A 22,393-nucleotide genomic window follows, 5' to 3' on the forward strand; every position below is an offset into this window, starting at 1 on the left:
ACGAGTGAGCCGCCGGCCGGCCGTCGCGCACGTCGGGCGGGGGCCGCAGGCGGTGCCGACGGGGGACCTATGACCCTGCGAAGTCCCGGCGCCGAGTGGTGACATGAGAGGTGGGTGAGCCGGAGGGCTGAGCCCTCGAGAGGAGATGTCCGATGAACCACCAGCTGTCAGCTGCCGCACCGAGCACACCATGGGACGAGGTCGACCTCGTCTCGGTCGAGAGCCTGCTCCGGCTCAGTGAGGCCGACGGTCCCTGCGTCAGCATCTACCTGCCGACGAGCGTGCAGGGCCCGGACGTCAGGCTCGGCCCGTCGCGACTGCGCACCCTCGTCCGGCAGGCCGCCGCAGACCTCTCCGAGGCCGGTGTCGACGACCGGGTCGCCACCGAGCTCCTCGCCCAGCTGAGGGCCCTGGAGAGCGACGACGACTTCTGGCAGGTGCGCGCTCCCGGTCTGGCTCTCTTCGTCGCACCGGGGTTCGCGCTGCATGCACGGCTGCCTGTCGCCCCGAGCGAGCAGGTGGTGGTGGGAGAGGCCTTCCGCCTCCGTCCCCTCATCCCGCTGGTGACGCCCACCGGCGGCTTCCTCGTCCTCGCGCTGGCGCAGAACCGGGTGCGGCTGCTGCACGGGACCCGGGAGACGGTGGCGGAGCTGCCGCTCTCGCAGGTCCCCTCCTCGATGCGTGAGGCCATCCCGCAGGAGGAGACGGAGCGACACGGCCAGTCCCACTCGGGCGGACACACGGGCGGACGCCCCGAGCAGCAGGTGCACGGTCAGGGCAACGAGGCCGACTACGACAAGGCGGCTCTCGAGCGCTTCTTCCGGGCCGTGGACGAGCCGCTCACCCAGCGGTTCGGCCGTCGGGGCGAACCCCTCGTGCTGGCCTGCGTCGGCTACTACCTGCCGATCTACCGGCAGGTGAGTCGCTACCCGGCGCTCGTGGACCGGGCGGTCGAGGGCAACCCCGAGCACCGCACGGCGGGTGAGCTGCACGCTGCAGCGTGGGAGCTCGTCGCCGCCGACATCGCCGAACGGGAGCAAATGCTGCAGAACCGCTTCCGCGAGGCCGATGGGACGGGGCTGACCGCGAGCGACCCGGAGCAGCTGCTCGCCGCAGCCCGTGACGGTCGCGTCGACACGCTCTTCCTGGCCACGGACGCCACCACGGACACCACTGCGGGCGCAGTCCCGAACGGAATGCTGACGTCCGCGCCCCCGGACGACGACGGGCTCATCGACAGTGCCGTCAGGGAGACCATCCGACACGGTGGCCGGTGCCTCCCGCTCACCGTCCTGCCGGTGCCGAGGAAGGCCGCTGCCCTGCTGCGCTACTGACGTCGCACAGCAGACGACCTCCCCGGCCCGGCTTCGGATGGTCCTAGAGGGAGCCGCCCAGCGTCACGCCGCCGTCGACGGTGAGGGTCTGACCGGTGACCCACGACGCGTCGCTGCTCAGCAGGAAGCTGACGGCGCCGGCGACGTCCTCGGGCAGGCCGAGACGCTTCATCGGGTAGGCACGCACGACCCTCTCCTCGCGCCCCTCGTAGAGCGCCTCGGCGAACTTCGTCTTGACGACGGCCGGCGCGACGGCGTTGACGCGCACGTCCGGACCGAGCTCGTAGCCCAGCTCGGTCGTCAGGTGGATGAGCGCCGCCTTGGACACGCCGTACCAGCCGATGACGCCGCTCGCGCCCTGACCCGCGACCGAGGCGAGGTTGACGACCGAGCCCGGGTGGGTCTCGTCGCCGAGCCCCGCGGCCACGGCCTTCTTGATCCACGAGAAGGCGGCGACGACGTTGACGTCGAGCACCTTGCGCGCGATGTCGAGGTCCGAGTCGAGCATCGGCCCGTAGACCGGGTTGATGCCGGTGTTGTTGACGAGCAGGTGGAGGCCGCCGAAGGTCTCACGCGCCTTGGCGATGACCTCGTCCTGGTGCGCCTCGTCGGCGGCGTTGCCGGCCACCCCGAGGGCGTTCGCCGCCCCGCCGAGCTCCTCGACGGCGGCGGCAAGGGCCTCCGGCTTGCGCGCCGTGATGACGACCTTGGCGCCCTCGTCGACGAGACGGTGGGCGATGCCGAGGCCGATCCCCCGACTGGCACCGGTGATGATCGCGACGGCGCCCTCGTGGCGTCCGCCGCTCGCGGGAGCCGCCATCAGAAGCCGAGGTCCCGGCCGATGAGCTCCTTCATGATCTCGTTGGACCCGGCCCAGATCTTCGTGACGCGGGCGTCGCGCCAGGCGCGGGCCACGCGGTACTCGTTCATGAAGCCGTAGCCGCCGTGCAGCTGCACACAGTGGTCCAGCACATCGTTCTGCACCTCCGAGCTCCACCACTTCGCCTTAGCGGCGTCGACCGCCGAGAGCTTGCCCTCGGCGTGGGCCGCGATGCAGTCGTCGACGTAGGCCTCGGCGACCTCGATCTTGGTGACGAGCTCGGCCATGAGGAACTTGTTGTGCTGGAACGCGCCGATCGGCTGGCCGAAGGCCTTGCGGTCCTTGGCGTACTGGATCGTCTCCTCGAGGATCGCCTTGGCGTGGGCGACGTTGGAGACCGCGGCCCCGACGCGCTCCTGCGGCAGGCGCTGCATCATCGAGATGAAGCCCATGCCCTCGGGCCCGAGGCGGTTCTCGTCGGGGACCCGGACGTTCTCGAAGAAGAGCTCGGCGGTGTCGGACTCGTCCATGCCGACCTTGTCGAGCTTGCGGCCGTTCTGGAAGCCCTCCATGCCGCGCTCGACCATGAGCAGGGTGATGCCCTTGGCGCCCTTGGACGGGTCGGTCCTGGCCGCGACGATGACGAGGTCGGCCTGGTAGCCGTTGGTGATGAAGGTCTTGGAGCCGTTGAGGATCCAGGCGTCGCCGTCGCGCACGGCGGTCGTCTTGAGCGCGGCGAGGTCGGAGCCGCCGGACGGCTCGGTCATCGCGATGGCGCAGATCAGCTCACCACTCGCCATGCCGGGCAGCCAGCGCTGCTTCTGCTCCTCGGTGCCGAGGTCGACGATGTAGGGCGGGCACACGTCGGAGTGGATGCCGAAGCACGAGCTCGTCGCGGCGTTGAAGCGCGACATCTCCTCGGCGACGACGGCGTTGAAACGGTAGTCGTCGACGCCGGCGCCACCGAACTCCTCGGGGATGTCGAGGCCGAAGAAGCCCTGCTTGCCGGCCTCGAGCCAGATGTCGCGCGGGATCGACTTGCCCTCGATCATCTCCTCGGCGCGGGGTGCGAGGGTGCGCGCGACGAACTCGCGGGCGGAGGCGCGCATCGCCTCGTGGTCCTCGTCGTAGATGTTGCGGGGCATGGCGTCCTCCATCGGGCGTGCTCACGGGTGCGACGCGCCGGTACCCATCGGTAACTAAGCGCTTGCTTAGTTTCCCTCCACTGCGGCATGCTGTCAACGTGCCGCAGCCCACCACGACCCCGCCGACCTCCGGAGCCCGGACGTCCGACCCGGACGCCTCGACGGTCGAGCGGCTCCTGCAGGCCGCGGCGCACGCGTTCGCCGACAAGGGCTTCCACGCCACGACGACCCGCGACATCGCCTCGGGCGCAGGCCTGTCCCCCGCCGGCGTCTACGTGCACTTCGGCTCCAAGGAGGAGCTGCTCTTCGCCCTGAGCCGCAGCGGGCACGAGTCCGCCCTGCGGCTGCTGCGCTCGGCCATCGCGGACGGGGCGACGCCTCGCCAGCAGCTCGTCGCCGCCATGGCCCGCTTCACCGAGTGGCACGTCGAGCAGTACCAGGTGGCCCGGGTCGTGCAGTACGAGCACCACCACCTCACCCCCGAGCACCACGCCGAGGTCCTGGCCCTGCGCAAGGAGATGGACTCGCTCGTCCGGGACGTGCTCGACCGCGGCGTCGCCGACGGCACCTTCTCCGTCGACGACAGCGCCGACACCGCTCTCGCCCTGCTCTCGATCGTCGTCGACGTGGCCCGGTGGTACTCCCCGACGATCCGCCGCACGCCCACCGAGATCGGCGCGACCAACGCCACCCTCGCGCTGCGACTCGTGGGCGCCGGACACTGACCGCGATGCCGGCCGCGCTCCCGGCGACCCCCTCGAGCGGGAAGGGTCACTCGGTCCTCCAGGTGCCGGTGCCCGAGCTGGAGCCGTTCGTGCTGGACCGCACGCGGCACTACGACACCGACTACGTGTCGACCGACCCGGGCTTCGTCCACGCCCACGTCACGGCGCTCGCACCGTTCCTCGACGCGCCACTCCTCACCCCGCGAGTCCTCGCTCGAGTCGCCGAGGTCGCCTGCGCCACGGCGTCCTTCGACTTCACCCTCGAGCAGGTCGACACGTTCCCCAACGGCATCGTGCACCTCCTCCCGGAGCCGGCGACGCCGTTCGCGACCCTGACCGCCACCCTGTGGGACGCCTTCCCGCAATGCCCTCCGTATGCCGGCCGCTTCGGTGACGTCGTCCCGCACCTGACGCTCGACGCCCTGTCCGACGACGTGACGCGGGAGTCGACCCGCTCCCTCGTCGCCCCGCACCTGCCGGCCCGGTGCCGCGCTGAGCGGATCGACCTCGCGTGGTACGAGCCCGGCGCCTGCCGGATCCTGCGCTCGTGGCCCCTCGGCTGCGCCTGACCGCTCAGGCGCCACCCAGCGCCGAGGTCGGCGCCACCTGGGCTGGCTCGACGTCGCGCACGGACGCCGACCGGCGCGGGTCGAGGTCGACGGTCAGCCGCGGGAGGAAGAACTGCACGAGCGGTCCGATCGACACGGCATACAGCACCGTGCCGAGGCCGACGGGGCCACCGAGCAGCCAGCCGACCGACAGCACGACGACCTCGATCGTCGTGCGCACCAGGCGGATCGACAGGCCCGTCCGGCGCGCGAACCCCGTCATGAGGCCGTCGCGCGGGCCGGGGCCGAGCTGGCTGCCGATGTAGAGGCCACCCGCGACGCCGTTGAGGACGATGCCCGAGCCGAGCATCAGCACCCGTGCCCACAGTGCGTCCGGAGCAGCGATGAGCGCGAGGCCGGCGTCGGCGGCGAGGCCGATGACGACGACGTTGGCGACCGTGCCGAGTCCGGGCCACTGGCGCAGCGGCACCCAGAGCAGCAGGACGAGGGCACCGACGATGATCGTCACCTGGCCGAACGACAACGGCACGTGGGTCGCGATGCCGGCGTGGAAGACGTCCCACGGGTCGAGCCCGAGCGTCGAGCGGATCATCATCGCCATCGAGACGCCGTAGAGCGTCAGCCCGGCGAGGAGCTGGGTGATCCGTCGGGGCAGCAGCCCGGCCCGGAGCTGCTGGCGGGGGCTGAGGTTCGCGAGGGGGACGTGGCGTCGCATGGTGTCCAGCATGGCGGCTCAGTGGACTCCCTTTTAAGGGCCAATCGTGGGACAGTGGACCGATGCGCACCGTCTCGGCCCGCTCACTGGCCCTGCTCCTCGGGTCCGGCCCGCTCCCCCGCCCGGCCTACCGCGGGCTCGCCGACGGCATCCGCCGCCTCGTCTCCGACGGGCGGCTGCTACTCGGCACGCGGCTGCCGAGCGAGCGGTCCCTCACGACCGAGCTGGGCCTCAGTCGCACGACGGTGGGCGCGGCGCTCGACGCCCTCCGCGACGAGGGCTTCGTCGCGACCCGCCGAGGCTCCGGCAGCGTCGTGTGCCTGCCCACGGGGCCGTCCGGGCTCGCCCTCTCCCAGGCCGGGCTCATCCCCACCGACGTTCCACCCGACGTCATCGACCTGACGTATGCCGCCCTCCCGGCCGCCGCCGGGGTCACCGCAGCCTACGAGAGGGCGCTCGCCGAGCTGCCGCGCCACCTCGCGACCGCCGGCTACGACCCGCGCGGGCTCCCCGGGACCCGCGCCGCCGTGGCCGACTGGTTCGAGGGGCGGGGCCTGTCCACGTCGCCCGAGCAGGTCGTCGTCACGTCGGGCGCGCACGGTGGCCTGTCGGCGGTCCTGCGAGCCCAGCTGGACGTCGGCGACCGGGTCCTCGTCGAGAGCCCCACCTACCCGAATGCCATTGTGGGAGTTCGCCGCTCGTCCTACCGCGCGGTGCCCGCCCAGCTCACGGCCACGGGTTGGGACGTCGAGGCGATCGAGGTGGCGCTGCGACAGAGCGGCGCCAGGGCGGCATACCTCATCCCCGACCACCAGAACCCGACCGGGCTCGTCATGGACACCCCGACACGCGAACGCCTCGCCGACGTGCTCCACCGCGCCCACGCCGTGCCCGTGGTCGACGAGACGTTCGTGGAGCTCGGGCTCGACGACGCGTCGGGCACGACGCGGCCGGCGCCCTTCGCGGCATCGTCCCGGCAGGCCCACACCCTCGGCAGCGCCGGCAAGACGTGGTGGGGCGGCCTGCGCGTCGGCTGGGTGCGGGCGCCCGCGGGCAGCACAGAGTCCGTCATCGAGGCGCGCCACAGCCTCGACCTCGGCACGGCCATCCTCGAGCAGCTCGTCGTCACCGACCTGCTCCAGCAGGGCGACGCGCTGCTGCACGAGCGGCGCCGCGAGGCGCGAGCGAGGCGCGACGCCCTCGTCACGGCGCTGCGAGCCCACGTGCCCGACTGGCGCTTCGTCGTCCCGTCCGGCGGGCTCAACCTCTGGTGCGAGCTGCCCGAGGCCCGCGGCGACGAGCTCGCCCGGGTGGCCGAGTCCGCCGGCGTCCGGCTCGCAAGGGGCGGCCAGTTCGGCGTCGAGGGAGGCTTCGCCCGGTGGGTCCGCGTGCCGTTCTGCGTCGCGCCCGACGAGGCCGACGAGGTCGGGCGCCGGCTCGCGACAGCCTGGCAGCTCGCGCTCGGCGAGCGCCCCACGACACACGACGTCACCCCCCTCATCGCCTGACCCCGACCACCCACCGCCAGACCGCGCCCCAGACGCCGCCCCCTGACGCGCCCCAGACCCGCCCAACACCAAGACGCCACCTCTCCCCCGCAACCCCCGCGAGTGGCCCCGTCCCCCCACCCACCCCACATCCGCGTCGAGTGGCCCCGCCGTCCCACCCACCCCACCGTCGAGCGAGCGCCTCGTCCCACGCGCCACACCCACAACACGCCGACGTGTGACGGGTGTGACGGGAGGGCCACTCGAGGAGGCGTGGGCTGCGAGACTTGGGGCGTGAGCAGCGACGGAGCCGGACGCATCACCTCCTGCCGGTGGGAGCACGGCAAGGTCGTCGACGAGGCCTTCGGCCTCGACGAGGTGTCCGAGCTGCTCGAGCGGGACGGGTCCCTCATCTGGGTCGACCTCTGCGAGCCCGACCACGCCGGCCTGCGCGCCCTCGCCGACGAGCTCGGCCTCGACCCGCACGCCGTCGAGGATGCGGTGTCCGCCGGCGAGCGCCCCAAGGCCACGCGGCACGCCAACCACACCTTCCTCACCGTCTACGCGACCCGCCTCGTGCCGTCCGACGACCCGTCGGTGAGTGCCGCCGATCCTGAAGCGTCGGGTCGCGAGTCCCGCCTGCGCACGAGCCGGATCTCGGCGTTCGTCCTGCCCCGGGGCGTCATCACCGTCCGCGGGGACGACGACGTCGACATGGGACAGGTGCTCGAGCGGTGGAACGACGACCCCGAGCTGCTCCAGCTCGGGGTGGGGGCGCTCGTGCACGGGCTGCTCGACGCCGTCGTCGACGGGCACTTCGACTCCATCCAGCAGCTCGACGACGCCATCGAGGGGCTCGAGGACCTGCTCTTCGACGAGCGCGGGCAGGTCCACACCGTCCAGGTGCGCACCTACCGCCTGCGCAAGGAGCTCGTCGAGCTACGCCGCGTCGTGCTGCCGATGCGCGACGTCGTCAACGCCGTGCTGCGGCACCGCGGCGAGCTCGACCAGCGGCACACCGCGCTCGACGGCTTCTACGACGACCTCTACGACCACGTCCTGCGCGCCGCCGAGTGGACCGAGTCGCTGCGTGACATGGTCACGACGATCTTCGAGACGAACCTGTCACTGCAGGACGCGCGCCTCAACACCGTGATGAAGAAGCTCACCGGGTGGGCCGCCATCATCGCGGTGCCGACCGCCGTGACCGGCTGGTTCGGTCAGAACGTGCCCTATCCCGGGTTCGGCCGGCCGTGGGGCGTGCTCTTCAGCGCGGCCGTCATCGCCGCGGTGGCGGTCACCCTCTACGGCGTCTTCCGGCGCAAGGGCTGGATCTGACGGCTAGGTCTGACGGCTAGGTCTGACGGCTGGGTCTGACGGCTGGATCCGACGGCTGGATCTGACGCAGGAGGGCCGGGGTGCGATGCACCCCGGCCCTCCTGCTCGTGCCGTGTCGCCCCACCGTCGGCCGGTCGGGACCGGTCCGTCAGTCGCGCGTCAGCTTGCGGTAGGTGACGCGATGCGGCCGCGCGGCCTCGGGGCCGAGGCGCTCGACCTTGTTGGCCTCGTAGGACTCGAAGTTGCCCTCGAACCAGTACCAGCTCGCGGGGTTCTCCTCGGTGCCCTCGTAGGCGAGGATGTGCGTCGCGACCCGGTCGAGGAACCACCGGTCGTGGGTGATGACGACGGCGCAGCCGGAGAACTCGAGCAGCGCGTTCTCGAGCGAGCCGAGGGTCTCGACGTCGAGGTCGTTGGTGGGCTCGTCGAGGAGCAGCAGGTTGCCGCCCTGCTTGAGGGTCAGCGCGAGGTTGAGACGGTTGCGCTCGCCACCGGAGAGGACGCCCGAGAGCTTCTGCTGGTCGGGGCCCTTGAAGCCGAACTGCGACACGTAGGCGCGCGACGGGATCTCGACGTTGCCGACCTTCATGTGGTCGAGGCCGTCGGAGACGATCTCCCAGAGGTTCTTCTTCGGGTCCAGGCCCTCGCGGCCCTGGTCGACGTAGGAGATCTTGACGGTCTCGCCGATCTTGACCTCGCCGCCGTCGGGCTGCTCGAAGCCCACGATGGTCTTGAAGAGCGTCGACTTGCCGACACCGTTGGGGCCGATGACGCCGACGATGCCGTTGCGCGGCAGCGAGAACGAGAGGTTGTCGATGAGGACGCGGTCGCCGAAGCCCTTCTTGAGGTTCTTGACCTCGATGACCGTCGAGCCCAGACGCGGGCCCGGCGGGATCTGCAGCTCCTCGAAGTCGAGCTTGCGGGTGCGCTCGGCCTCGGCCGCCATCTCCTCGTAGCGGGCCAGACGCGCCTTGCTCTTGACCTGACGACCCTTGGCGTTGCTACGGACCCACTCGAGCTCGGTCTTGAGACGCTTGGCCAGCTTGGCGTCCTTCTTGCCCTGGATCGTCAGGCGCTCGGCCTTCTTCTCGAGGTAGGTCGAGTAGTTGCCCTCGTAGGGGTAGAGCCGGCCACGGTCGACCTCGGCGATCCACTGCGCGACGTTGTCGAGGAAGTAGCGGTCGTGGGTGACTGCGATGACGGCGCCGGGGTAGGTCTCGAGGTGCTGCTCGAGCCAGAGCACCGACTCGGCGTCGAGGTGGTTGGTGGGCTCGTCGAGCAGCAGCAGGTCCGGCTTCTGCAGGAGCAGCTTGCACAGGGCCACGCGGCGGCGCTCACCACCGGAGAGGTTGGTCACCGGGGAGTCCGGCGGCGGGCAGCGCAGGGCGTCCATCGCCTGCTCGAGCTGGCTGTCGAGGTCCCACGCGTCGGCGTGGTCGATGTCCTCCTGCAGCTTGCCCATCTCGGCGAGCAGCGCGTCGTAGTCGGCGTCGGGGTCGGCCATCTCGGCCGAGATCTCGTTGTAGCGGTCGAGCTTCGCCTTGATCTCGCCGGCGCCCTCCTCGACGTTGCCGAGGACGGTCTTGTCCTCGTTGAGCGGCGGCTCCTGGAGCAGGATGCCGACCGTAGCGCCCGGGGCCAGACGAGCCTCGCCGTTGCTCGGCTGGTCGAGCCCGGCCATGATCTTGAGGATCGTCGACTTGCCGGCGCCGTTCGGGCCGACCATGCCGATCTTCGCGCCGGGGTAGAAGGACATCGAGACGTCATCGAGGATGACCTTCTCGTTGTGTGCCTTGCGCGCACGGGTCATGGTGTAGATGTACTCGGCCATGCGCAGAAGGCTATCTGTCGGCGAGCGCGGCACCGAATCGGTGTCCGCACCCGCCGACCACCGCCGCCGTCAGGCCGAAACCCGCTCGACCACCTCGTAGTCGTCGGTCTCGGGGTCGCCGGTCGCGAGCGCCGCGTCGCCGCCGTCGTGCGCCGACGACAGGACGTCCGACTCGGGGTCGTAGTCGTCGTCGACGACGCCGTCCGCGTCGACGTGGGCAGGGCGCAGACCAGTGGACGCCGACTCGCCCTCGGCCATGGCGCGGATCGTCGCCTGGACGTCGGGGTCGGCCGTCCGGTCGTGGCCGAGGGCAGCTGCACGGCTGACCCGCTCGAAGCTGGCCCGGCCCCAGGAGAGGTCGTGACCGATGCGCGCGGCATCGATCTGGGGCGACTTGCCGGGCGTCCCGTCGTTGCCGACGTACGTCTTGATGGCCAGGGTGCCCTCGATGAGGACGGGCTGCCCCTTGCGCAGGGCCGAGGCGGCGTTGGCGGCGAGCGCGTTGAACGCGATGACGTCGTAGAAGCTCGTGTCACCGTCGACGAAACGGCCGTCGGCCGTGCGGCGGTAGGGCGTCGTGGCGACGCGGAAGGTCGTGTAGGGGCTGCCGTTGCGGGCCTGTCGCTCGACGGGCTCGCTCACGACGTTGCCGTGGAGGGTGATGCGGATCTCGTTCATCGGTGCTCCTCAGGGAGGTTCCAGAGGCGGCCTCGCGCCGCCTGGACCCACCTTCGAACCCAGCCGTCGCTCCCGACAGGGCCCGACCCCAGCCTGTGGACACCGCCACGTCTCGCCGCGGGGATGTGGACGAAGAGCGTGGAGCCGCGTGATTCCCGGCGTCAGCCGGCAGCGGCCGACGTCAGCCGACGTCAGCCGACGTCAGCCGGCAGCGGCGTCGAGGTGCTCGCGGGTCTCACGGTGGCGCAGGAGCACCTCGTCGACCGGGATGAGGACGTGCTCGTCGGCGACCGTGGCCACCGACTCGGTGAGCCGCTTGCCGACGACGGTCCTGCGGTGCCGGGCTCCGATGCGTGCCCACCACCGGGACAGCACGCCGAGCCCGATGCCGATGAGGACTCCGACGACGAGCATGACCAGGGGCAACGGCAGGATGCCGACCGACGGGGTCTCCGGACGCGGGAGCTGCAGGAGCGCGAAACCCCACAGGACGGCATACCAGACGAGGCCGGCGAGGGCCACGAGCCCGAGCACCCACTGCAGGATGTTGACGACGAACCACCAGACCGGTCGGCGTGCCCGCAGGGACGTGCCGATGACCGCACGGTCGAGCGAGTCGGTCAGGGCGCCGTCACCACGGTCGACGGCCTCCTCGGCGGCCTGGGCCCAGCGCACCGGCAGGCCCTCGGACGCCTCGCGCACGAAGCTACGAGTCGCGAGGTCGACCGCCGACACGGTCGAGACCGTCGGCGCCGGGATGGAGGACCGACCGAGCACGGCGCGCACGTCGGCCCCGTCGATCTCGACGTGGATGGGCGGTCGACCGCCGGTGCGGTCGAGGCGCAGACGTCGGAGCGGGTCGGCGGCGAAGCCCTTGGTCCACCGGGCGAAGAGCCAACCGGTGTGCGCGAACGCCTCGCGGCGGTAGTCGCGCGCGACGGCGTCGAGCACGATCGGCACGCCGGCCGCGCGGGCCAGCGAGGCGTCGAGCTCGTCGCGCGGCACCCGACCCACGTCGGCCTCGGAGTCGGCGACGCCGGGGCGCAGTCGCAACGACGCACCGACGATGTCCGCCTTGAGTCGTTGGCGCGAAGCGGCGTGTCCCGCAACGGCATTGGCCAGACGCTGCTTGAGCTCGGGGATGCCCTGACCGGTCACGGTCGACGTCGCGAGCACCTTGGCGTCGGTCACGCCGTCGGCGACGAGGAGCTTGCCGAGGTCCTGGGTCAGGGTCTTGACGGCGTCGGGCGCCAGCCGGTCCGACTGGTTGAGCACCGCGAGGGTGACGGCGTCGTGCTGCGAGAGCAGGCTGACGAACTCGTCGTGCAGCCGCGCGTCGGCGTACTTCTGGGGGTCGGTCACCCAGACGAAGACGTCCACGAGCTCGAGCACCCGCTCGGCCTCGCGCCGGTGCTCCAGCTCACGGGAGTCGAAGTCGGGGAGGTCGAGGAGCACCAGGCCGTCGAGCGAGCCCACGACCTGACCTGCCGCCGCTGGCTTGGTCGATGCGGCAGGCGCCGCCTTGCCGCCCTCACCCTTCGGGGCAGTGCCGGGCAGCTCGACGACATGGCGGGCGGCCACGCCGAGCCAGTCGAGCAGCTCGGACGGGTCGGAGTCGCCCCACAGGCCGGCGGTCGGCCGCGACGTCGTCGGCCGGCGCGCACCGATCGTCGCGACGTCGGCCCCGACGAGGGCGTTGAAGAGCGAGGACTTGCCGCTGCCGGTCGCGCCGGCGAGCGCCACGACCGTGTGGTCGCCGGCGATCCCGGACCGCTCGACCGCCTTGTCGACGACGCGCCGCGCGACCGCGACGCCCGACGGGTCGAGCTCGTCGGCGCCGGAGACGAGCGCCATCGACAGCTCCGTGGTGCGGCTGCCGAGCTCGGCGGCCGAGACCGGGGTGACCGTGGCGCGGCCCATCCTGATGGGGCTCATCGCGCGTCCCTCACCGCAGCGGCGGCCGTGGTCAGGCGCTCGGTCTGGTCGGTGTCGACCTGCAACGTCGTGACAGCTCCTTGGTAGCGGGCGAGCTCGGCGGCATACAGCTCGTCGACGCGGTCGGTCAGCTGCTCGCGCGCCTTCCGGGCGAGCTCGCGGACGGCCTGGTCGCCGAAGACCGCCTCGAGCAGCTTCTGGCCGACGACGGCGGTACCGCCGGCGATGCCGACCTCGGCACCGGTGATGCCGGCGGTGCTCGCGAACGTCACGAGCATGAGGACGACGCCGAGGCCGTTGACGCCGTAGGCCATGATCCGCGCCGTCGTGCGGCGGTCGCGGCCCTCGTCGCGGACCATCTGCAGGATGTCTCCCTGCCAGTCGCGCACGAGGCGCTGGATGCGCCGGTCGACGTCGGCGCCGGAGCGCCCGAGCGACGGGTCGGCCGTCAGCAGCTGGTCGCCGCCGGGCAGCGTGCGCCAGGCCCGCGCGATCGAGCCCGCTGCGAGCTCGGCGTGGTTGACGACGAGCGACTCGACGCCGGACTGGAGTGCCTCGCCGAGGTGGTCGGCGCGGGCCGGCTCGCCCCGGAGGAAGGAGGTGAAGCGGTCGCGCACCCGCGAGACGGTGGACTCGACCTGGCGGAAGAACTCGCCCGTGCCGACGAACTCCTGCCAGCGAGCGAGCACCTCGCCGCGCAGCAGCGTGCCGTCGAGCATGCCCTCGTGCACCTGCTCCTTGGCCTGGGCGTAGGCGTCCGCGGCGGTGTCGACGAGCGCCTGCCCTGCGGCGGTCTGCTCCTTGGAGGCATCGACCAGTGACGCGGTGCGGGCGTCGAGGGAGACGAGCGCACCCTGGAGCGTCTGGCGCACGACGTCGGCGCGCGCCTGGGCGTCACCGGCGAGCGCCGCGAGCCACCCGCGCAGCCGCTGGGTCTGCTCGGCGGGCAGGAGCCCGTCCTCGAGCTCGGACTCGACGACGGTGAAGATCGGCGACTGGTCGAGACCCTGCTCGCGCAGCATCGAGGCGAAGTGCGTGCGGATCTCGTCGACGGCGGCCGGGGGCACTCGGTCGAGGACGACCGCGACGGCCGTGCCGCGCTCGGACGCGTCGCGCAGCAGCTCCCACGGCACCGCGTCCGCGTAGCGGGCGGCCGTCGTCACGAAGACCCAGAGGTCCGCGGCGGCGAGCAGCTGCGCCGCGAGGTCGCGGTTCGCCTCGACGACGCTGTCGATGTCCGGCGCATCCAGCAGGGCCAGGCCGGCGGCCACCTCGTCCGTCGAGACGAGGCGCACGGCGCCCGGGCCGTCGGACGAGGAGTGCCGTCCGGTGATGCGGGCGAGCCCCGGCAGGATGCGCGGCCCGGAGAACCAGGCGGCGTCCGACGGGTGGTGGATGAGCACCGGCGAGCGCGTGGTCGGGCGCAGGACGCCGGGCAGCGTCACCTCGCGCCCCACGACGGAGTTGACGAGCGTGGACTTGCCCGCGCCGGTGGATCCGCCGACGACGGCGAGCAGCGGCGCGTCCAGCGACGTCAGCCGCGGGATGACGTAGTCGTCGAGCTGGGCGAGCAGCCGGGCTCGAGCCGTCCGAGCCGATGGAGCAGCGGCGAGGTCGAGCGGCAGGGTCGTCTCGGCGACGGCAGCCCGAAGTGCCTGCACGCCCGCGAGGAGCCGGGCGTTGCCCACCCCTGAATCACCTGTCACGCCCGTATCCTTTCGTGTCGCGTTGGCACAACCAAACCGAAAGGCGGCGCGCCCCCACGACGTACCCCGAGTCGTGACCTGACGGTCCCCCGCGCGGCCTGCACCTGCGCGCCGAGGGTGGGTCACGGCATACCGCGTCGGTCCTCGAACGACCCTGCGTCACGGGGGTTTCCCGACGACGTATGCCGTGTGGCCGGGTCAGCCTTCAACGTCACCACGCCGACGGCGCGGCTCCGCTGGGACCGGCCGGCACCCCGGAAGGACTCCGGCGTCCTCCTCGTCCCTCGGAGGACGCCTCCCCGAGTCCCTCGGGGAGCGCAATGGACAAGGCCGAACCGAGCGGCGCTTCGCGCCATCGGATCGGCCTTCTCCGTTGGCGCCCCCGGCAGGATCCGTCGCACGCTCCTCCCGATTCCTGCCCGGCCGCCTCGCTGACCGTCCCGTCGGACGCGCTTCGCAGCCTCCCACCGGCACGGTCCTGCAGGCGCCCCCGGCAGGAATCGAACCTGCGACCAAGAGATTAGAAGGCTCTTGCTCTATCCGCTGAGCTACAGGGGCCGTCGCCCGATCCGGGCGCCGTCCAATGATAGGCACCTCCGGCGGGCGGGCCGATCACGTCACGGGAGAGCCGATGAAGTCGCGGCGGTGGGCCGTGATCGACTCGAGCAGCACCATCTCCCGCTCCGAGGCTTCGTCCTCCGCCGTCCCGTGGACGAGCCGGGAACGCAGCAGGGCAAGGTCGCTCGCGCTGTCCTGGAAGGCGTCCATCGACTGCTTCGCGACCCGTCCGCCGGTCTGCCGGGCCCAGGACCGCGCCGCCCGGCGCAGCCGGAGGTTGGAGAGCATCGCGACCTCGGCGTGCGTCAGCCACCCGGCGTCGGCGTACGGCGAGAGGTAGCGCCCGATGAGCCGGCCCTCACGGCGCCGGAGCCAGACGAGGAAGCCGATGAACGCGAGGAACAGCGGCACCTGGTAGGTCACGTAGGCCGCGAAGAAGCCGTCCATCCCGGCGAGGGCCGAGAGGTTCCACAAGCCGTGGAGCAGCATCGCGCAGACCCACCCGACGAGGATGGCGAGGACGCGCACCGCCGGGCGGCGGGCGGTCACGGCGATGCCGATGCCGATCCCGGTGAACGAGGTGAAGAGCGGGTGACCGAACGGGCCCATGAGGCCCCGGACGAGGAAGGTCGAGGTCAGGCCCTCGCTGCCGTACTCGTTGTAGGCCTGGCCGAGGTAGAGGATGTTCTCGCTGAACGCGAAGCCGGCGCCGATGAGCCCGGCGTAGACGATGCCGTCGATGATTCCGTCGAACTCGCGGCGACGCAGCAGGTAGATGAGCAGGATGCCGAGGCCCTTGAGGGTCTCCTCGGTGACCGGCGCGAGGTAGACCGCGCCCGTCTCGAGCGGGTCGGTCCAGCGCGACTCGACGAGCAGCTTGAGCCCGAAGGTGTTGAGGAAGAAGGCGCCGACGACGGCCACGAGCGCGCCCCAGAGGAACGCGAAGACGATGTAGCGCACCGGCTCGGCCTCGTAGCGGTCGAGCCAGAGGAAGGTCGGGACGATGACGAGCACCGGGATGATCGCCATGAGTGCCGACGTGACGAGCGTCTGCGTCGTCAGCCGCTCGCCGAGGATGCCGAGCAGGATGAGCAGGCAGACGAGGAAGACCGAGGCGGCGACGCCGATCGTCAGGGCCGTGCGCAGCAGCGGTCGCCGGGTCGGGTTGCGCACCGGACTCCATTGCTGCGCCTGACCGCCCGGGCTCGAGCCTGGACCCTGCGTCGTCACGTCCCCTGAAGTCATGACGGCAGGCTAGTGCAGCAGGGCGGCTGCGCACCCGCCTGTGCGTGCCCGTGCGTGTGCGACTCGCGGGGGCGCCTCCCCCGCAGCCTCTATGGTGGACCGGTGAGCGACACCAACCACCGAGCCATCGCCGACCGGATCATCTGGATCGACTGCGAGATGACCGGCCTGTCCCTGAAGTCCGATGCCCTGGTGGAGGTGGCGGCCCTCGTCACCGACTTCGAGCTGAACCAGCTCGGCGACGGCATCGACGTCGTCGTCAAGCCGCCGGACGAGGCCCTCGAGCAGATGGACGACTTCGTCCGCGACATGCACACGAGCTCCGGCCTCATCACCGAGCTCGACTCCGGCGTGACGCTGCAGGAGGCCGAGCACATCGTCCTCGACTACATCCGCACGTTCGTCCCCGAGCCGCGCAAGGCTCCGCTCGGCGGCAACACCGTGGCGACCGACCGCGGCTTCCTCTCGCGCGACATGCCGGTGCTGGAGTCCTACCTGCACTACCGGATCATCGACGTCAGCTCGATCAAGGAGCTGTCGCGCCGCTGGTACCCCCGCGTCTACTTCAACGCCCCGAAGAAGTCCGGCGGCCACCGCGCCCTGGCCGACATCCGCGAGTCGATCGCCGAGCTGCGCTACTACCGCGAGGCGGTTTTCGTGCCGCAGCCCGGGCCCGACAGCGCCACCGCCAAGGCGCTCGCGTCGCCCCACGTCATCGAGCACTGAGCTCGCCGACCGCGCCGGACGGCATACGACCACGCATGGCGTATGCCGTCCGGCCGGGGTGGTCACGAGCACCTGACGAGAGCCTGTAGCATTGTCGACGCCGTGACACGGCGCCGAGCCCTCGGGCCCGGCTCGTGTTGTGCATGGTGGGTGTAGCTCAGCTGGTAGAGCACCTGGTTGTGGTCCAGGTGGCCGCGGGTTCAAGTCCCGTCACTCACCCCATGGTCCTGCCCCGCAGGACGCAGACTGTGGCCCGGTCCCCCTCGTGGGGACCGGGCCACAGTCATGTGCGGCCCCGCTCATCCCGTGCTGTCGCTTCGACCCCGTCGGGTCCGATGCCGCACAATGGGGCGCATGCTCATGGGGAACAAGAAGGCCCAGCGGATCACGGTCGGCGTCATCATCGGCGTCATGGTGGTGAGCCTCGCGCTGTCGCTCATCTCGTCGGCGTCGGCGACGCCCTAGGCCGGCGAATCCGCCCGCAGCACCGGGACGCTCGCGCTTCGCAGCCTCCCGTGGAGCTGCCCGCAGGCGGTCGAGGCCGGGCTCCCGACGGCTCCGCGACGGCCGATTTTGTCCCGGCCCGGGACGGCTGCTAACGTTTCACCTCGTTGCGCCGCTAGCTCAATTGGCAGAGCAAGTGACTCTTAATCACTGGGTTCGGGGTTCGAGTCCCTGGCGGCGCACTTCAGAGAGGCCCCCGTTCGGAGAGATCCGGACGGGGGCCTCTCCCATTCCCCCGGGCTGTCGTCTGCCCTACCTTCGCCGGGAACGACAGGACCCGGCCACGTCAGACGTGGCCGGGCCCTGGGACGGTCGGGGGACGGTCGGGGGACGGTCGAGTTCAGCGGCGCCGGCGGAGCAGCCCGATGGCCACCACGACGACGACTGCCGCGGCGACGACGGCGCCGATGCGCTCGACGCGAAGCTCGCCGTCCTCGGTGTGCGTGGCGGCGTCGAGCCGCAGTCGCAGGCCCTGGAGCTGGCGCTGCGCGATGACCTGGGGCTGGGCGCGGTACGCCAGCTCGTTGACGGTGCCCTCGAGGCGCGCGCGGGCGGCCTGGATGTCCTTCTCGATGCGTGCGGTGTCGCTCATCTGGCTTCCTTTCGGGGGACGGTTGCGACTCTAGTCGGCGATGCCGAGGTCGCGACGGAGCTTGGCCACGTGGCCGGTCGCCTTGACGTTGTAGAACGCGTGGCTGACCTTGCCCTCCTCGTCGACGACGAAGGTCGAGCGGATGACACCCTCCACGGTCTGGCCGTAGAGCTTCTTCTCACCCCAGGCGCCGTATGCCGTGTGGACCGCGAGGTCCTCGTCGCTCAGCAGCGGGATGGTGAGGTGGTCGCGCTCGCGGAACTTCGCGAGCTTGGCCGGCTTGTCCTTGGAGATCCCGACGACCTCGTAGCCGTCCTTCTTCAGCGAGTCGAGGGACTCGCTGAAGTCGCACGCCTGCTTGGTGCAGCCGGGGGTCATGGCGGCCGGGTAGAAGTAGACGATGACCTTGCGGCCGGCGAAGTCCGCGAGGCTGACCGTCTGGCCGGCGTCGTCGGTGAGGGTGAAGGCCGGGGCCTGCTCGCCGGGCTCGAGTCTGGACGTCACGCGGGGCTCCTTCGTCGTGGTGTGCCGGGCTCGTACCCGTTCCGAGCGCCCGACGGCTGCGGATGGTGCGGGCGGGTGCGGGGAGGACCGGCTGGGTGCTGCCGAGTGCGGACGGCGGGACTCGAACCCGCACACCTAGGGCACAGGAACCTAAATCCTGCGTGTCTACCAGTTCCACCACGTCCGCTCGCGGGGTGCGCGGCCCCCACTGTAGTTGGCGCCGCGCTGGTATCAGCCGCCGCGTCCGCACCTCCGTCCCTGAGAGGTGCGGACGAGGAGGTGTGCCATGGACAGGATGACCAACAGGGCTGGCAACGGGGCCGGAGGGGCGCTCGACACGACGACGTGTCCGGAGTGCGGCGCGGTCGCGGAGGTCACGGAGCGGGCCGTGCTCGAGAGCACCGACGGACCGGTCGAGCACGCCCGGGTCGTCTGCCTGGCACGGCACTGGTTCCTGCTGCCCACGGCCTCGCTGACGAGCGTGTCCGCACGCTCGGAGGTTCCGGCTAGCCTGCGTTCATGAGGCAGAACGTCGGCACGGGCAGCCCGTGGGAGGGCGTCGTCGGCTACTCGCGAGCCGTGCGCGTCGGGGACGCGGTCCACGTGGCCGGGACCACGGCCATCCGGGACGGACGCGTCGTTGCCCCCGGCGACGCGTACACCCAGGCGCGGGTCGCGCTCGAGATCGTCGTCGAGGCGCTCGCGGAGTGCGGGGCCTCCCCCGCCGACGTCGTGCGGACCCGGATGTACGTCACGGACATCCGTGACTGGGAGGCCGTGGGCCGAGCGCACGGAGAGGTCTTCTCCGACGTGCGGCCGGCCTCGACGATGGTGCAGGTCAGCGCCCTCATCGACCCCGACCTGCTCGTCGAGATCGAGGCCGAGGCCGTCGTCGGCTCGGTAACCGACGAGGTCACTCCACCCTGACGTTGACGACGTGGATGCCGGTGGCGCCGTCCGGGGCCGGGGGCGCCTCGAGCGGCGACTGCACCTGGCCCTTGGCGTCGTAGGCGCGCACGCGGATGTCGTGGCTGCCGGGCGTCGCCTGCCACTCGTAGACCCACTGGCGCCACGTGTCGATGCTCGCGTCCGCGGCGAGTCGCGCTTCGGTCCACGGCTGCTGGTCGACCTGCACCTCGACCTTCGAGATGCCGGTGTGCTGGGCCCACGCGACGCCGGCGACGGCGACGGTGCCCGCCTTGACAACGGCACCCGCCTGCGGGACGTCGATGCGTGAGGCCGTCTTGATCGGCCCGGTCGCCGACCAGCCGCGCGGCGTCCAGTAGGCCACGTCGGCGGCATACGTCGTCACCTTCAGCTCGGTGACCCACTTCGTCGCCGACACGTAGCCGTAGAGGCCGGGCACGACGACCCGGACGGGGAAGCCGTGCTCGAAGGGCAGCGGCTCGCCGTTCATCCGGATCGCGAGCAGTGCGTTGCGGTCGTCGGTGAGCGCGCCGAGGGGTGTCGACGCGGTGAAGCCGTCGATGCTCGTCTGGAGCACCATGTCGGCGCCCGCCTTGGGCCCGGCCATGGCGAGCAGCTCGCGCACCGGCCACCCCGTCCACACGGCATTGCCGACGAGGTCGCCGCCGACCTCGTTGGAGACACAGGTCAGCGTGACGAGCGCCTCCTGCATCTGCTTGCCCTGCAAGGTCTTCCAGTCGATCTCGACCTCGTGGTCGACCATGCCGGTGACCTTGAGCTCCCACTCGTTGGCGTCGATGCGCGGGACGACGATCGCGGTGTCGATGCGATAGAAGTCGGCGTTCGGGACGATGTAGGGCGAGAGCCCCGGGACCTTGAGGTCGGCGCCCTCGGGGATGGCGAGCTTCGTGCCCTTGAGCGGCGTGCTCTTCAGCGCGTCCCGCGACACCGTGGCCGCCGCCGAGTCCCCTCCGAAGGCACTGCCCGCGTATGCCGCGACGGCGCCGACCGCTCCGCCGATGAGCCAGCGTCGGCCGGGGTTCGCGGCGCCGGGAGCGGTCGACGACGGCGCCGCTGCGCGGCTGAGGAACCAGAGGCCGACGGCCGCGCCGATGATTGTCGGCAGGACGTCGGCGGGGCTCACACCCGGCCGGGTCAGCACCGCGGCGGCGCCGACGACACCGACGACCGCGAACACCACGAGGCCCGCGACGAGGCGCCGACCGGCGAGGACGCCGATGGCCGCGCACGCGAGCGTGAGCACGACGACGGTCCCGACGAGCAGCGCACGCTTGTCGTTGGTGCCGAACGTCGCGATGGCGAAGTCCTTGAGCCACGGGGGCGTGCGGTCGATGAAGGCGCCGCTCACCGCGGCGATCGGCGCGGGCTGGCCGGTCGACGCACCGACCGCCGTGAGGAACGACGCGGCGAGGGTCGCGATCCCGACCGTGAGCAGTCCGGCCACCACCCCGTCGAGCGCACCCCACCACAGCGGACGGGCCGGCGGTTCGGGGGCGGTCTCGGGACGGGTGGCCGGGCTGGTCGTGGTCATGGCCTCAGGTGCTCCTTCAGGTGTGGCGCGAGGGCGCGGAAGGCGAGAGCACGGTGCGAGACGTGGTTCTTCTCGTCGGGGGCGTACTCCGCCAGTGTGCGTTCGTTGCCGTCCGGCTGGTCGGATGGCACGAAGATCGGGTCGTAGCCGAAGCCGCCCTCGCCGCGGGGCTCGCGGGCCACGGTGCCGGGGAAGCGTCCGAGCTCGGCCGCGGACCGTCCGTCCGGGAGCACGAGCGCAGCGGCGCAGACGAAGGCCGCGGCCCGGTGCTCGTCGCGCACGTCGCTGAGCTGGGCGAGGAGCAGCTCGAGGTTGCCGCGGTCACCGCAGCCACCGGACCACCGGGCGCTGAAGATGCCCGGGGCGCCGCCGAGCACGTCGACGGCCAGGCCGGAGTCGTCGGCCAGGGCTGGCAGACCGGTGGCGTTGGCCGCCGACGCTGCCTTGAGGATCGCGTTCTGCTCGAACGTGACGCCGTCCTCGACGACGTCGGGCGCGTCGGGGAAGCCGTCGAGGCCCACGATGTCCAGCCCGAGGTCGGCGCTGACGTCGGCGAGGATCTCGCGCAGCTCCTCGACCTTGTGCGCGTTGCGGGTGGCGAGGACGACCGTGGTCACGGTGCGACTCCCTCGGCGAGCGCCTTCTGCTGGCGGTCGGTGAGGTCGGCGCAGCCCTTCGTCGCGAGGTCGAGCAGCTGGCCCAGCAGGTCGCGGTCGAACGGCTCCCCCTCGGCCGTGCCCTGGACCTCGATGAAGCGGCCGTCGCCCGTCATGACGACGTTCATGTCGGTCTCGGCGGTCGAGTCCTCCGGATAGTCGAGGTCGAGGACGGCTTGCCCGCCGACGATGCCGACGGAGACGGCGGCGACCGACCCGGTGAGCGGCTGGGCCTTCTTGGCGATGAGGCCCTTCGAGCGGGCGTGCTCGATCGCGTCGGCCAGGGCCACGAAGGCCCCGGTGATGGCAGCGGTGCGGGTGCCGCCGTCGGCCTGGAGCACGTCGCAGTCGAGGACGATGGTGTTCTCACCGAGCGCCTTGGTGTCGATGACCGCTCGCAGGCTCCGGCCGATGAGTCGGCTGATCTCGTGGGTGCGGCCGCCGATGCGGCCCTTGACGCTCTCGCGGTCGGAGCGGGTGTTCGTGGCGCGGGGCAGCATGGCGTACTCGGCGGTGACCCAGCCGGTGCCCTTGCCCTTGAGCCAGCGGGGCACGCCCTCGGTGAAGGACGCCGCGCACAGCACGCGCGTGCGTCCGAACTCGATGAGGACGCTGCCCTCTGCGTGGTCGAGCCAGTTGCGGGTGATCCGCACCTCGCGCGTCTCGTCGATGGCACGGCCGTCATGTCGTTCAGTCATGCCCACGAGGCTAGCCATGACTCCACGCTAGGCCTGCATCGCCGTCGCGGGGACGGGCCCGGGCCGCTCGTTCGCGAACCGTAAGGACCCGTCCCCGCGGCGCCTGCGAGGGCCTCGTCCGACAGTCAGACCGTCGGTCAGACCTTCG

Annotated in this window: 21 protein-coding genes and 4 tRNA genes; 10 read left to right on the forward strand and 15 right to left on the reverse strand. The window is 71.6% G+C overall.

The window, feature by feature from the left end; translation table 11 throughout:
• The first annotated feature begins 152 nt into the window (after positions 1-152).
• Positions 153-1,334 carry a baeRF3 domain-containing protein gene (locus tag IEY30_RS16505; protein WP_052358990.1) on the forward strand — a complete coding sequence of 394 codons (1,182 nt, stop codon included), beginning with the start codon at positions 153-155 and terminating at the stop codon, positions 1,332-1,334.
• A 43-nt stretch (positions 1,335-1,377) separates the two neighbouring features.
• Here the strand turns inward: IEY30_RS16505 and IEY30_RS16510 are convergent, their stop codons facing one another.
• A complete protein-coding gene (locus tag IEY30_RS16510) occupies positions 1,378-2,154 on the reverse strand; it encodes an SDR family oxidoreductase (protein WP_030202787.1) in 777 nt (258 codons plus the stop codon).
• Positions 2,154-3,299 carry an acyl-CoA dehydrogenase family protein gene (locus IEY30_RS16515; protein ID WP_030202789.1) on the reverse strand — a complete coding sequence of 382 codons (1,146 nt, stop codon included), beginning with the start codon at positions 3,297-3,299 and terminating at the stop codon, positions 2,154-2,156. The genes IEY30_RS16510 and IEY30_RS16515 overlap by 1 nt, the downstream gene beginning before the upstream one ends.
• A gap of 98 nt (positions 3,300-3,397) precedes the next feature.
• Here IEY30_RS16515 and IEY30_RS16520 point away from each other — a divergent pair, with 98 nt between their 5' ends.
• Both IEY30_RS16520 and IEY30_RS16525 read left to right on the forward strand, forming a co-directional pair.
• Positions 3,398-4,024: a TetR/AcrR family transcriptional regulator gene (locus IEY30_RS16520; protein WP_030202791.1), complete on the forward strand. Its 627-nt coding sequence runs from the start codon at positions 3,398-3,400 to the stop codon at positions 4,022-4,024.
• Between the two features lie 5 nt (positions 4,025-4,029).
• A complete protein-coding gene (locus IEY30_RS16525; protein ID WP_052358992.1) occupies positions 4,030-4,593 on the forward strand; it encodes a 2'-5' RNA ligase family protein in 564 nt (187 codons plus the stop codon).
• 4 nt (positions 4,594-4,597) lie between these two features.
• On the opposite strand, the gene yczE is transcribed toward IEY30_RS16525, so the two are convergent.
• Positions 4,598-5,308: a membrane protein YczE gene (yczE, locus tag IEY30_RS16530; protein WP_030202793.1), complete on the reverse strand. Its 711-nt coding sequence runs from the start codon at positions 5,306-5,308 to the stop codon at positions 4,598-4,600.
• Between the two features lie 62 nt (positions 5,309-5,370).
• Here yczE and yczR point away from each other — a divergent pair, with 62 nt between their 5' ends.
• Positions 5,371-6,816, forward strand: a complete 1,446-nt coding sequence (yczR, locus tag IEY30_RS16535) for a MocR-like transcription factor YczR (RefSeq protein WP_030202796.1) — start codon at positions 5,371-5,373, stop codon at positions 6,814-6,816.
• 273 nt (positions 6,817-7,089) lie between these two features.
• Positions 7,090-8,133, forward strand: coding sequence for a magnesium transporter CorA family protein (locus tag IEY30_RS16540; protein WP_030202798.1), 1,044 nt, complete (start codon positions 7,090-7,092; stop codon positions 8,131-8,133).
• A gap of 148 nt (positions 8,134-8,281) precedes the next feature.
• Here the strand turns inward: IEY30_RS16540 and ettA are convergent, their stop codons facing one another.
• The 6 genes from ettA to IEY30_RS16570 all read right to left on the reverse strand — a co-directional run bounded on the left by ettA (position 8,282) and on the right by IEY30_RS16570 (position 16,086).
• Positions 8,282-9,964 carry an energy-dependent translational throttle protein EttA gene (gene ettA, locus IEY30_RS16545; RefSeq protein WP_030202800.1) on the reverse strand — a complete coding sequence of 561 codons (1,683 nt, stop codon included), beginning with the start codon at positions 9,962-9,964 and terminating at the stop codon, positions 8,282-8,284.
• A 69-nt stretch (positions 9,965-10,033) separates the two neighbouring features.
• Positions 10,034-10,642, reverse strand: a complete 609-nt coding sequence (locus IEY30_RS16550) for a single-stranded DNA-binding protein (protein WP_030202803.1) — start codon at positions 10,640-10,642, stop codon at positions 10,034-10,036.
• A gap of 201 nt (positions 10,643-10,843) precedes the next feature.
• Positions 10,844-12,577 (reverse strand): GTPase, encoded by a 1,734-nt coding sequence (locus IEY30_RS16555; protein WP_043417366.1) that lies wholly within the window; start codon positions 12,575-12,577, stop codon positions 10,844-10,846.
• The gene (locus tag IEY30_RS16560) at positions 12,574-14,283 is read right to left on the reverse strand and encodes a GTPase family protein (protein WP_229675050.1); all 1,710 of its coding nucleotides are present in this window, start codon (positions 14,281-14,283) and stop codon (positions 12,574-12,576) included. Before IEY30_RS16560 ends, IEY30_RS16555 begins: the two co-directional genes overlap by 4 nt.
• 485 nt (positions 14,284-14,768) lie before the next feature.
• A tRNA-Arg gene (locus IEY30_RS16565) sits at positions 14,769-14,841 on the reverse strand.
• Positions 14,842-14,895: 54 nt separating this feature from the next.
• A complete protein-coding gene (locus IEY30_RS16570) occupies positions 14,896-16,086 on the reverse strand; it encodes a PrsW family intramembrane metalloprotease (RefSeq protein ID WP_229675051.1) in 1,191 nt (396 codons plus the stop codon).
• Between the two features lie 102 nt (positions 16,087-16,188).
• Between IEY30_RS16570 and orn the strand changes: the two genes are divergently transcribed.
• The 3 genes from orn (at position 16,189) to IEY30_RS16585 (ending at position 17,498) form a co-directional block, all read left to right on the forward strand.
• Positions 16,189-16,812 carry an oligoribonuclease gene (gene orn, locus IEY30_RS16575; RefSeq protein WP_268240977.1) on the forward strand — a complete coding sequence of 208 codons (624 nt, stop codon included), beginning with the start codon at positions 16,189-16,191 and terminating at the stop codon, positions 16,810-16,812.
• Between the two features lie 146 nt (positions 16,813-16,958).
• Positions 16,959-17,034 (forward strand) — tRNA-His (locus tag IEY30_RS16580).
• A gap of 391 nt (positions 17,035-17,425) precedes the next feature.
• A tRNA-Lys gene (locus IEY30_RS16585) sits at positions 17,426-17,498 on the forward strand.
• A 158-nt stretch (positions 17,499-17,656) separates the two neighbouring features.
• Here the strand turns inward: IEY30_RS16585 and IEY30_RS16590 are convergent.
• From IEY30_RS16590 to IEY30_RS16600, 3 genes are all read right to left on the reverse strand, one after another.
• On the reverse strand, positions 17,657-17,908 hold the full coding sequence (locus IEY30_RS16590) for a DUF3618 domain-containing protein (RefSeq protein WP_030202814.1): 252 nt from the start codon (positions 17,906-17,908) through the stop codon (positions 17,657-17,659).
• Between the two features lie 30 nt (positions 17,909-17,938).
• Entirely contained in the window at positions 17,939-18,412 is a 474-nt protein-coding gene (gene bcp, locus IEY30_RS16595) for a thioredoxin-dependent thiol peroxidase (RefSeq protein WP_030202816.1), read from the reverse strand.
• Positions 18,413-18,518: 106 nt separating this feature from the next.
• Positions 18,519-18,599 (reverse strand) — tRNA-Leu (locus IEY30_RS16600).
• A gap of 99 nt (positions 18,600-18,698) precedes the next feature.
• On the opposite strand from IEY30_RS16600, the gene IEY30_RS16605 reads away from it, so the two are divergent.
• Both IEY30_RS16605 and IEY30_RS16610 read left to right on the forward strand, forming a co-directional pair.
• Complete coding sequence (locus IEY30_RS16605) at positions 18,699-18,935, forward strand: hypothetical protein (protein WP_030202818.1); 237 nt, start codon at positions 18,699-18,701, stop codon at positions 18,933-18,935.
• The gene (locus IEY30_RS16610) at positions 18,932-19,339 is read left to right on the forward strand and encodes a RidA family protein (RefSeq protein WP_030202821.1); all 408 of its coding nucleotides are present in this window, start codon (positions 18,932-18,934) and stop codon (positions 19,337-19,339) included. Before IEY30_RS16605 ends, IEY30_RS16610 begins: the two co-directional genes overlap by 4 nt.
• On the opposite strand, the gene IEY30_RS16615 is transcribed toward IEY30_RS16610, so the two are convergent.
• Genes IEY30_RS16615 through rph form a run of 3 tightly spaced genes read right to left on the reverse strand, consistent with a single transcriptional unit; the run spans position 19,326 to position 22,245 of the window.
• The gene (locus IEY30_RS16615; RefSeq protein ID WP_030202824.1) at positions 19,326-20,891 is read right to left on the reverse strand and encodes a molybdopterin-dependent oxidoreductase; all 1,566 of its coding nucleotides are present in this window, start codon (positions 20,889-20,891) and stop codon (positions 19,326-19,328) included. The genes IEY30_RS16610 and IEY30_RS16615 overlap by 14 nt on opposite strands.
• Complete coding sequence (gene rdgB / locus IEY30_RS16620; protein WP_030202827.1) at positions 20,888-21,508, reverse strand: RdgB/HAM1 family non-canonical purine NTP pyrophosphatase; 621 nt, start codon at positions 21,506-21,508, stop codon at positions 20,888-20,890. The genes IEY30_RS16615 and rdgB overlap by 4 nt, the downstream gene beginning before the upstream one ends.
• A complete protein-coding gene (gene rph / locus IEY30_RS16625; RefSeq protein WP_052359017.1) occupies positions 21,505-22,245 on the reverse strand; it encodes a ribonuclease PH in 741 nt (246 codons plus the stop codon). The genes rdgB and rph overlap by 4 nt, the downstream gene beginning before the upstream one ends.
• Positions 22,246-22,393: the final 148 nt, after the last annotated feature.

This window comes from Terrabacter tumescens (genome assembly GCF_014646815.1).
Taxonomy (GTDB): Bacteria; Actinomycetota; Actinomycetes; order Actinomycetales; family Dermatophilaceae; genus Terrabacter; species Terrabacter tumescens.

Excerpts from the sequence above, each read along its gene's own strand:
- IEY30_RS16505 (WP_052358990.1), top strand. The coding sequence starts at position 153 with ATGAACCACCAGCTGTCAGCTGCCGCACCGAGCACACCATGGGACGAG.
- IEY30_RS16510 (WP_030202787.1), bottom strand. The coding sequence starts at position 2,154 with ATGGCGGCTCCCGCGAGCGGCGGACGCCACGAGGGCGCCGTCGCGATC.
- IEY30_RS16515 (WP_030202789.1), bottom strand. The coding sequence starts at position 3,299 with ATGCCCCGCAACATCTACGACGAGGACCACGAGGCGATGCGCGCCTCC.
- IEY30_RS16525 (WP_052358992.1), top strand. The coding sequence starts at position 4,030 with ATGCCGGCCGCGCTCCCGGCGACCCCCTCGAGCGGGAAGGGTCACTCG.
- yczE (WP_030202793.1), bottom strand. The coding sequence starts at position 5,308 with ATGCGACGCCACGTCCCCCTCGCGAACCTCAGCCCCCGCCAGCAGCTC.
- yczR (WP_030202796.1), top strand. The coding sequence starts at position 5,371 with ATGCGCACCGTCTCGGCCCGCTCACTGGCCCTGCTCCTCGGGTCCGGC.
- ettA (WP_030202800.1), bottom strand. The coding sequence starts at position 9,964 with ATGGCCGAGTACATCTACACCATGACCCGTGCGCGCAAGGCACACAAC.
- IEY30_RS16550 (WP_030202803.1), bottom strand. The coding sequence starts at position 10,642 with ATGAACGAGATCCGCATCACCCTCCACGGCAACGTCGTGAGCGAGCCC.
- IEY30_RS16555 (WP_043417366.1), bottom strand. The coding sequence starts at position 12,577 with ATGAGCCCCATCAGGATGGGCCGCGCCACGGTCACCCCGGTCTCGGCC.
- IEY30_RS16570 (WP_229675051.1), bottom strand. The coding sequence starts at position 16,086 with ATGACTTCAGGGGACGTGACGACGCAGGGTCCAGGCTCGAGCCCGGGC.
- IEY30_RS16590 (WP_030202814.1), bottom strand. The coding sequence starts at position 17,908 with ATGAGCGACACCGCACGCATCGAGAAGGACATCCAGGCCGCCCGCGCG.
- IEY30_RS16605 (WP_030202818.1), top strand. The coding sequence starts at position 18,699 with ATGGACAGGATGACCAACAGGGCTGGCAACGGGGCCGGAGGGGCGCTC.
- IEY30_RS16610 (WP_030202821.1), top strand. The coding sequence starts at position 18,932 with ATGAGGCAGAACGTCGGCACGGGCAGCCCGTGGGAGGGCGTCGTCGGC.
- IEY30_RS16615 (WP_030202824.1), bottom strand. The coding sequence starts at position 20,891 with ATGACCACGACCAGCCCGGCCACCCGTCCCGAGACCGCCCCCGAACCG.
- rph (WP_052359017.1), bottom strand. The coding sequence starts at position 22,245 with ATGACTGAACGACATGACGGCCGTGCCATCGACGAGACGCGCGAGGTG.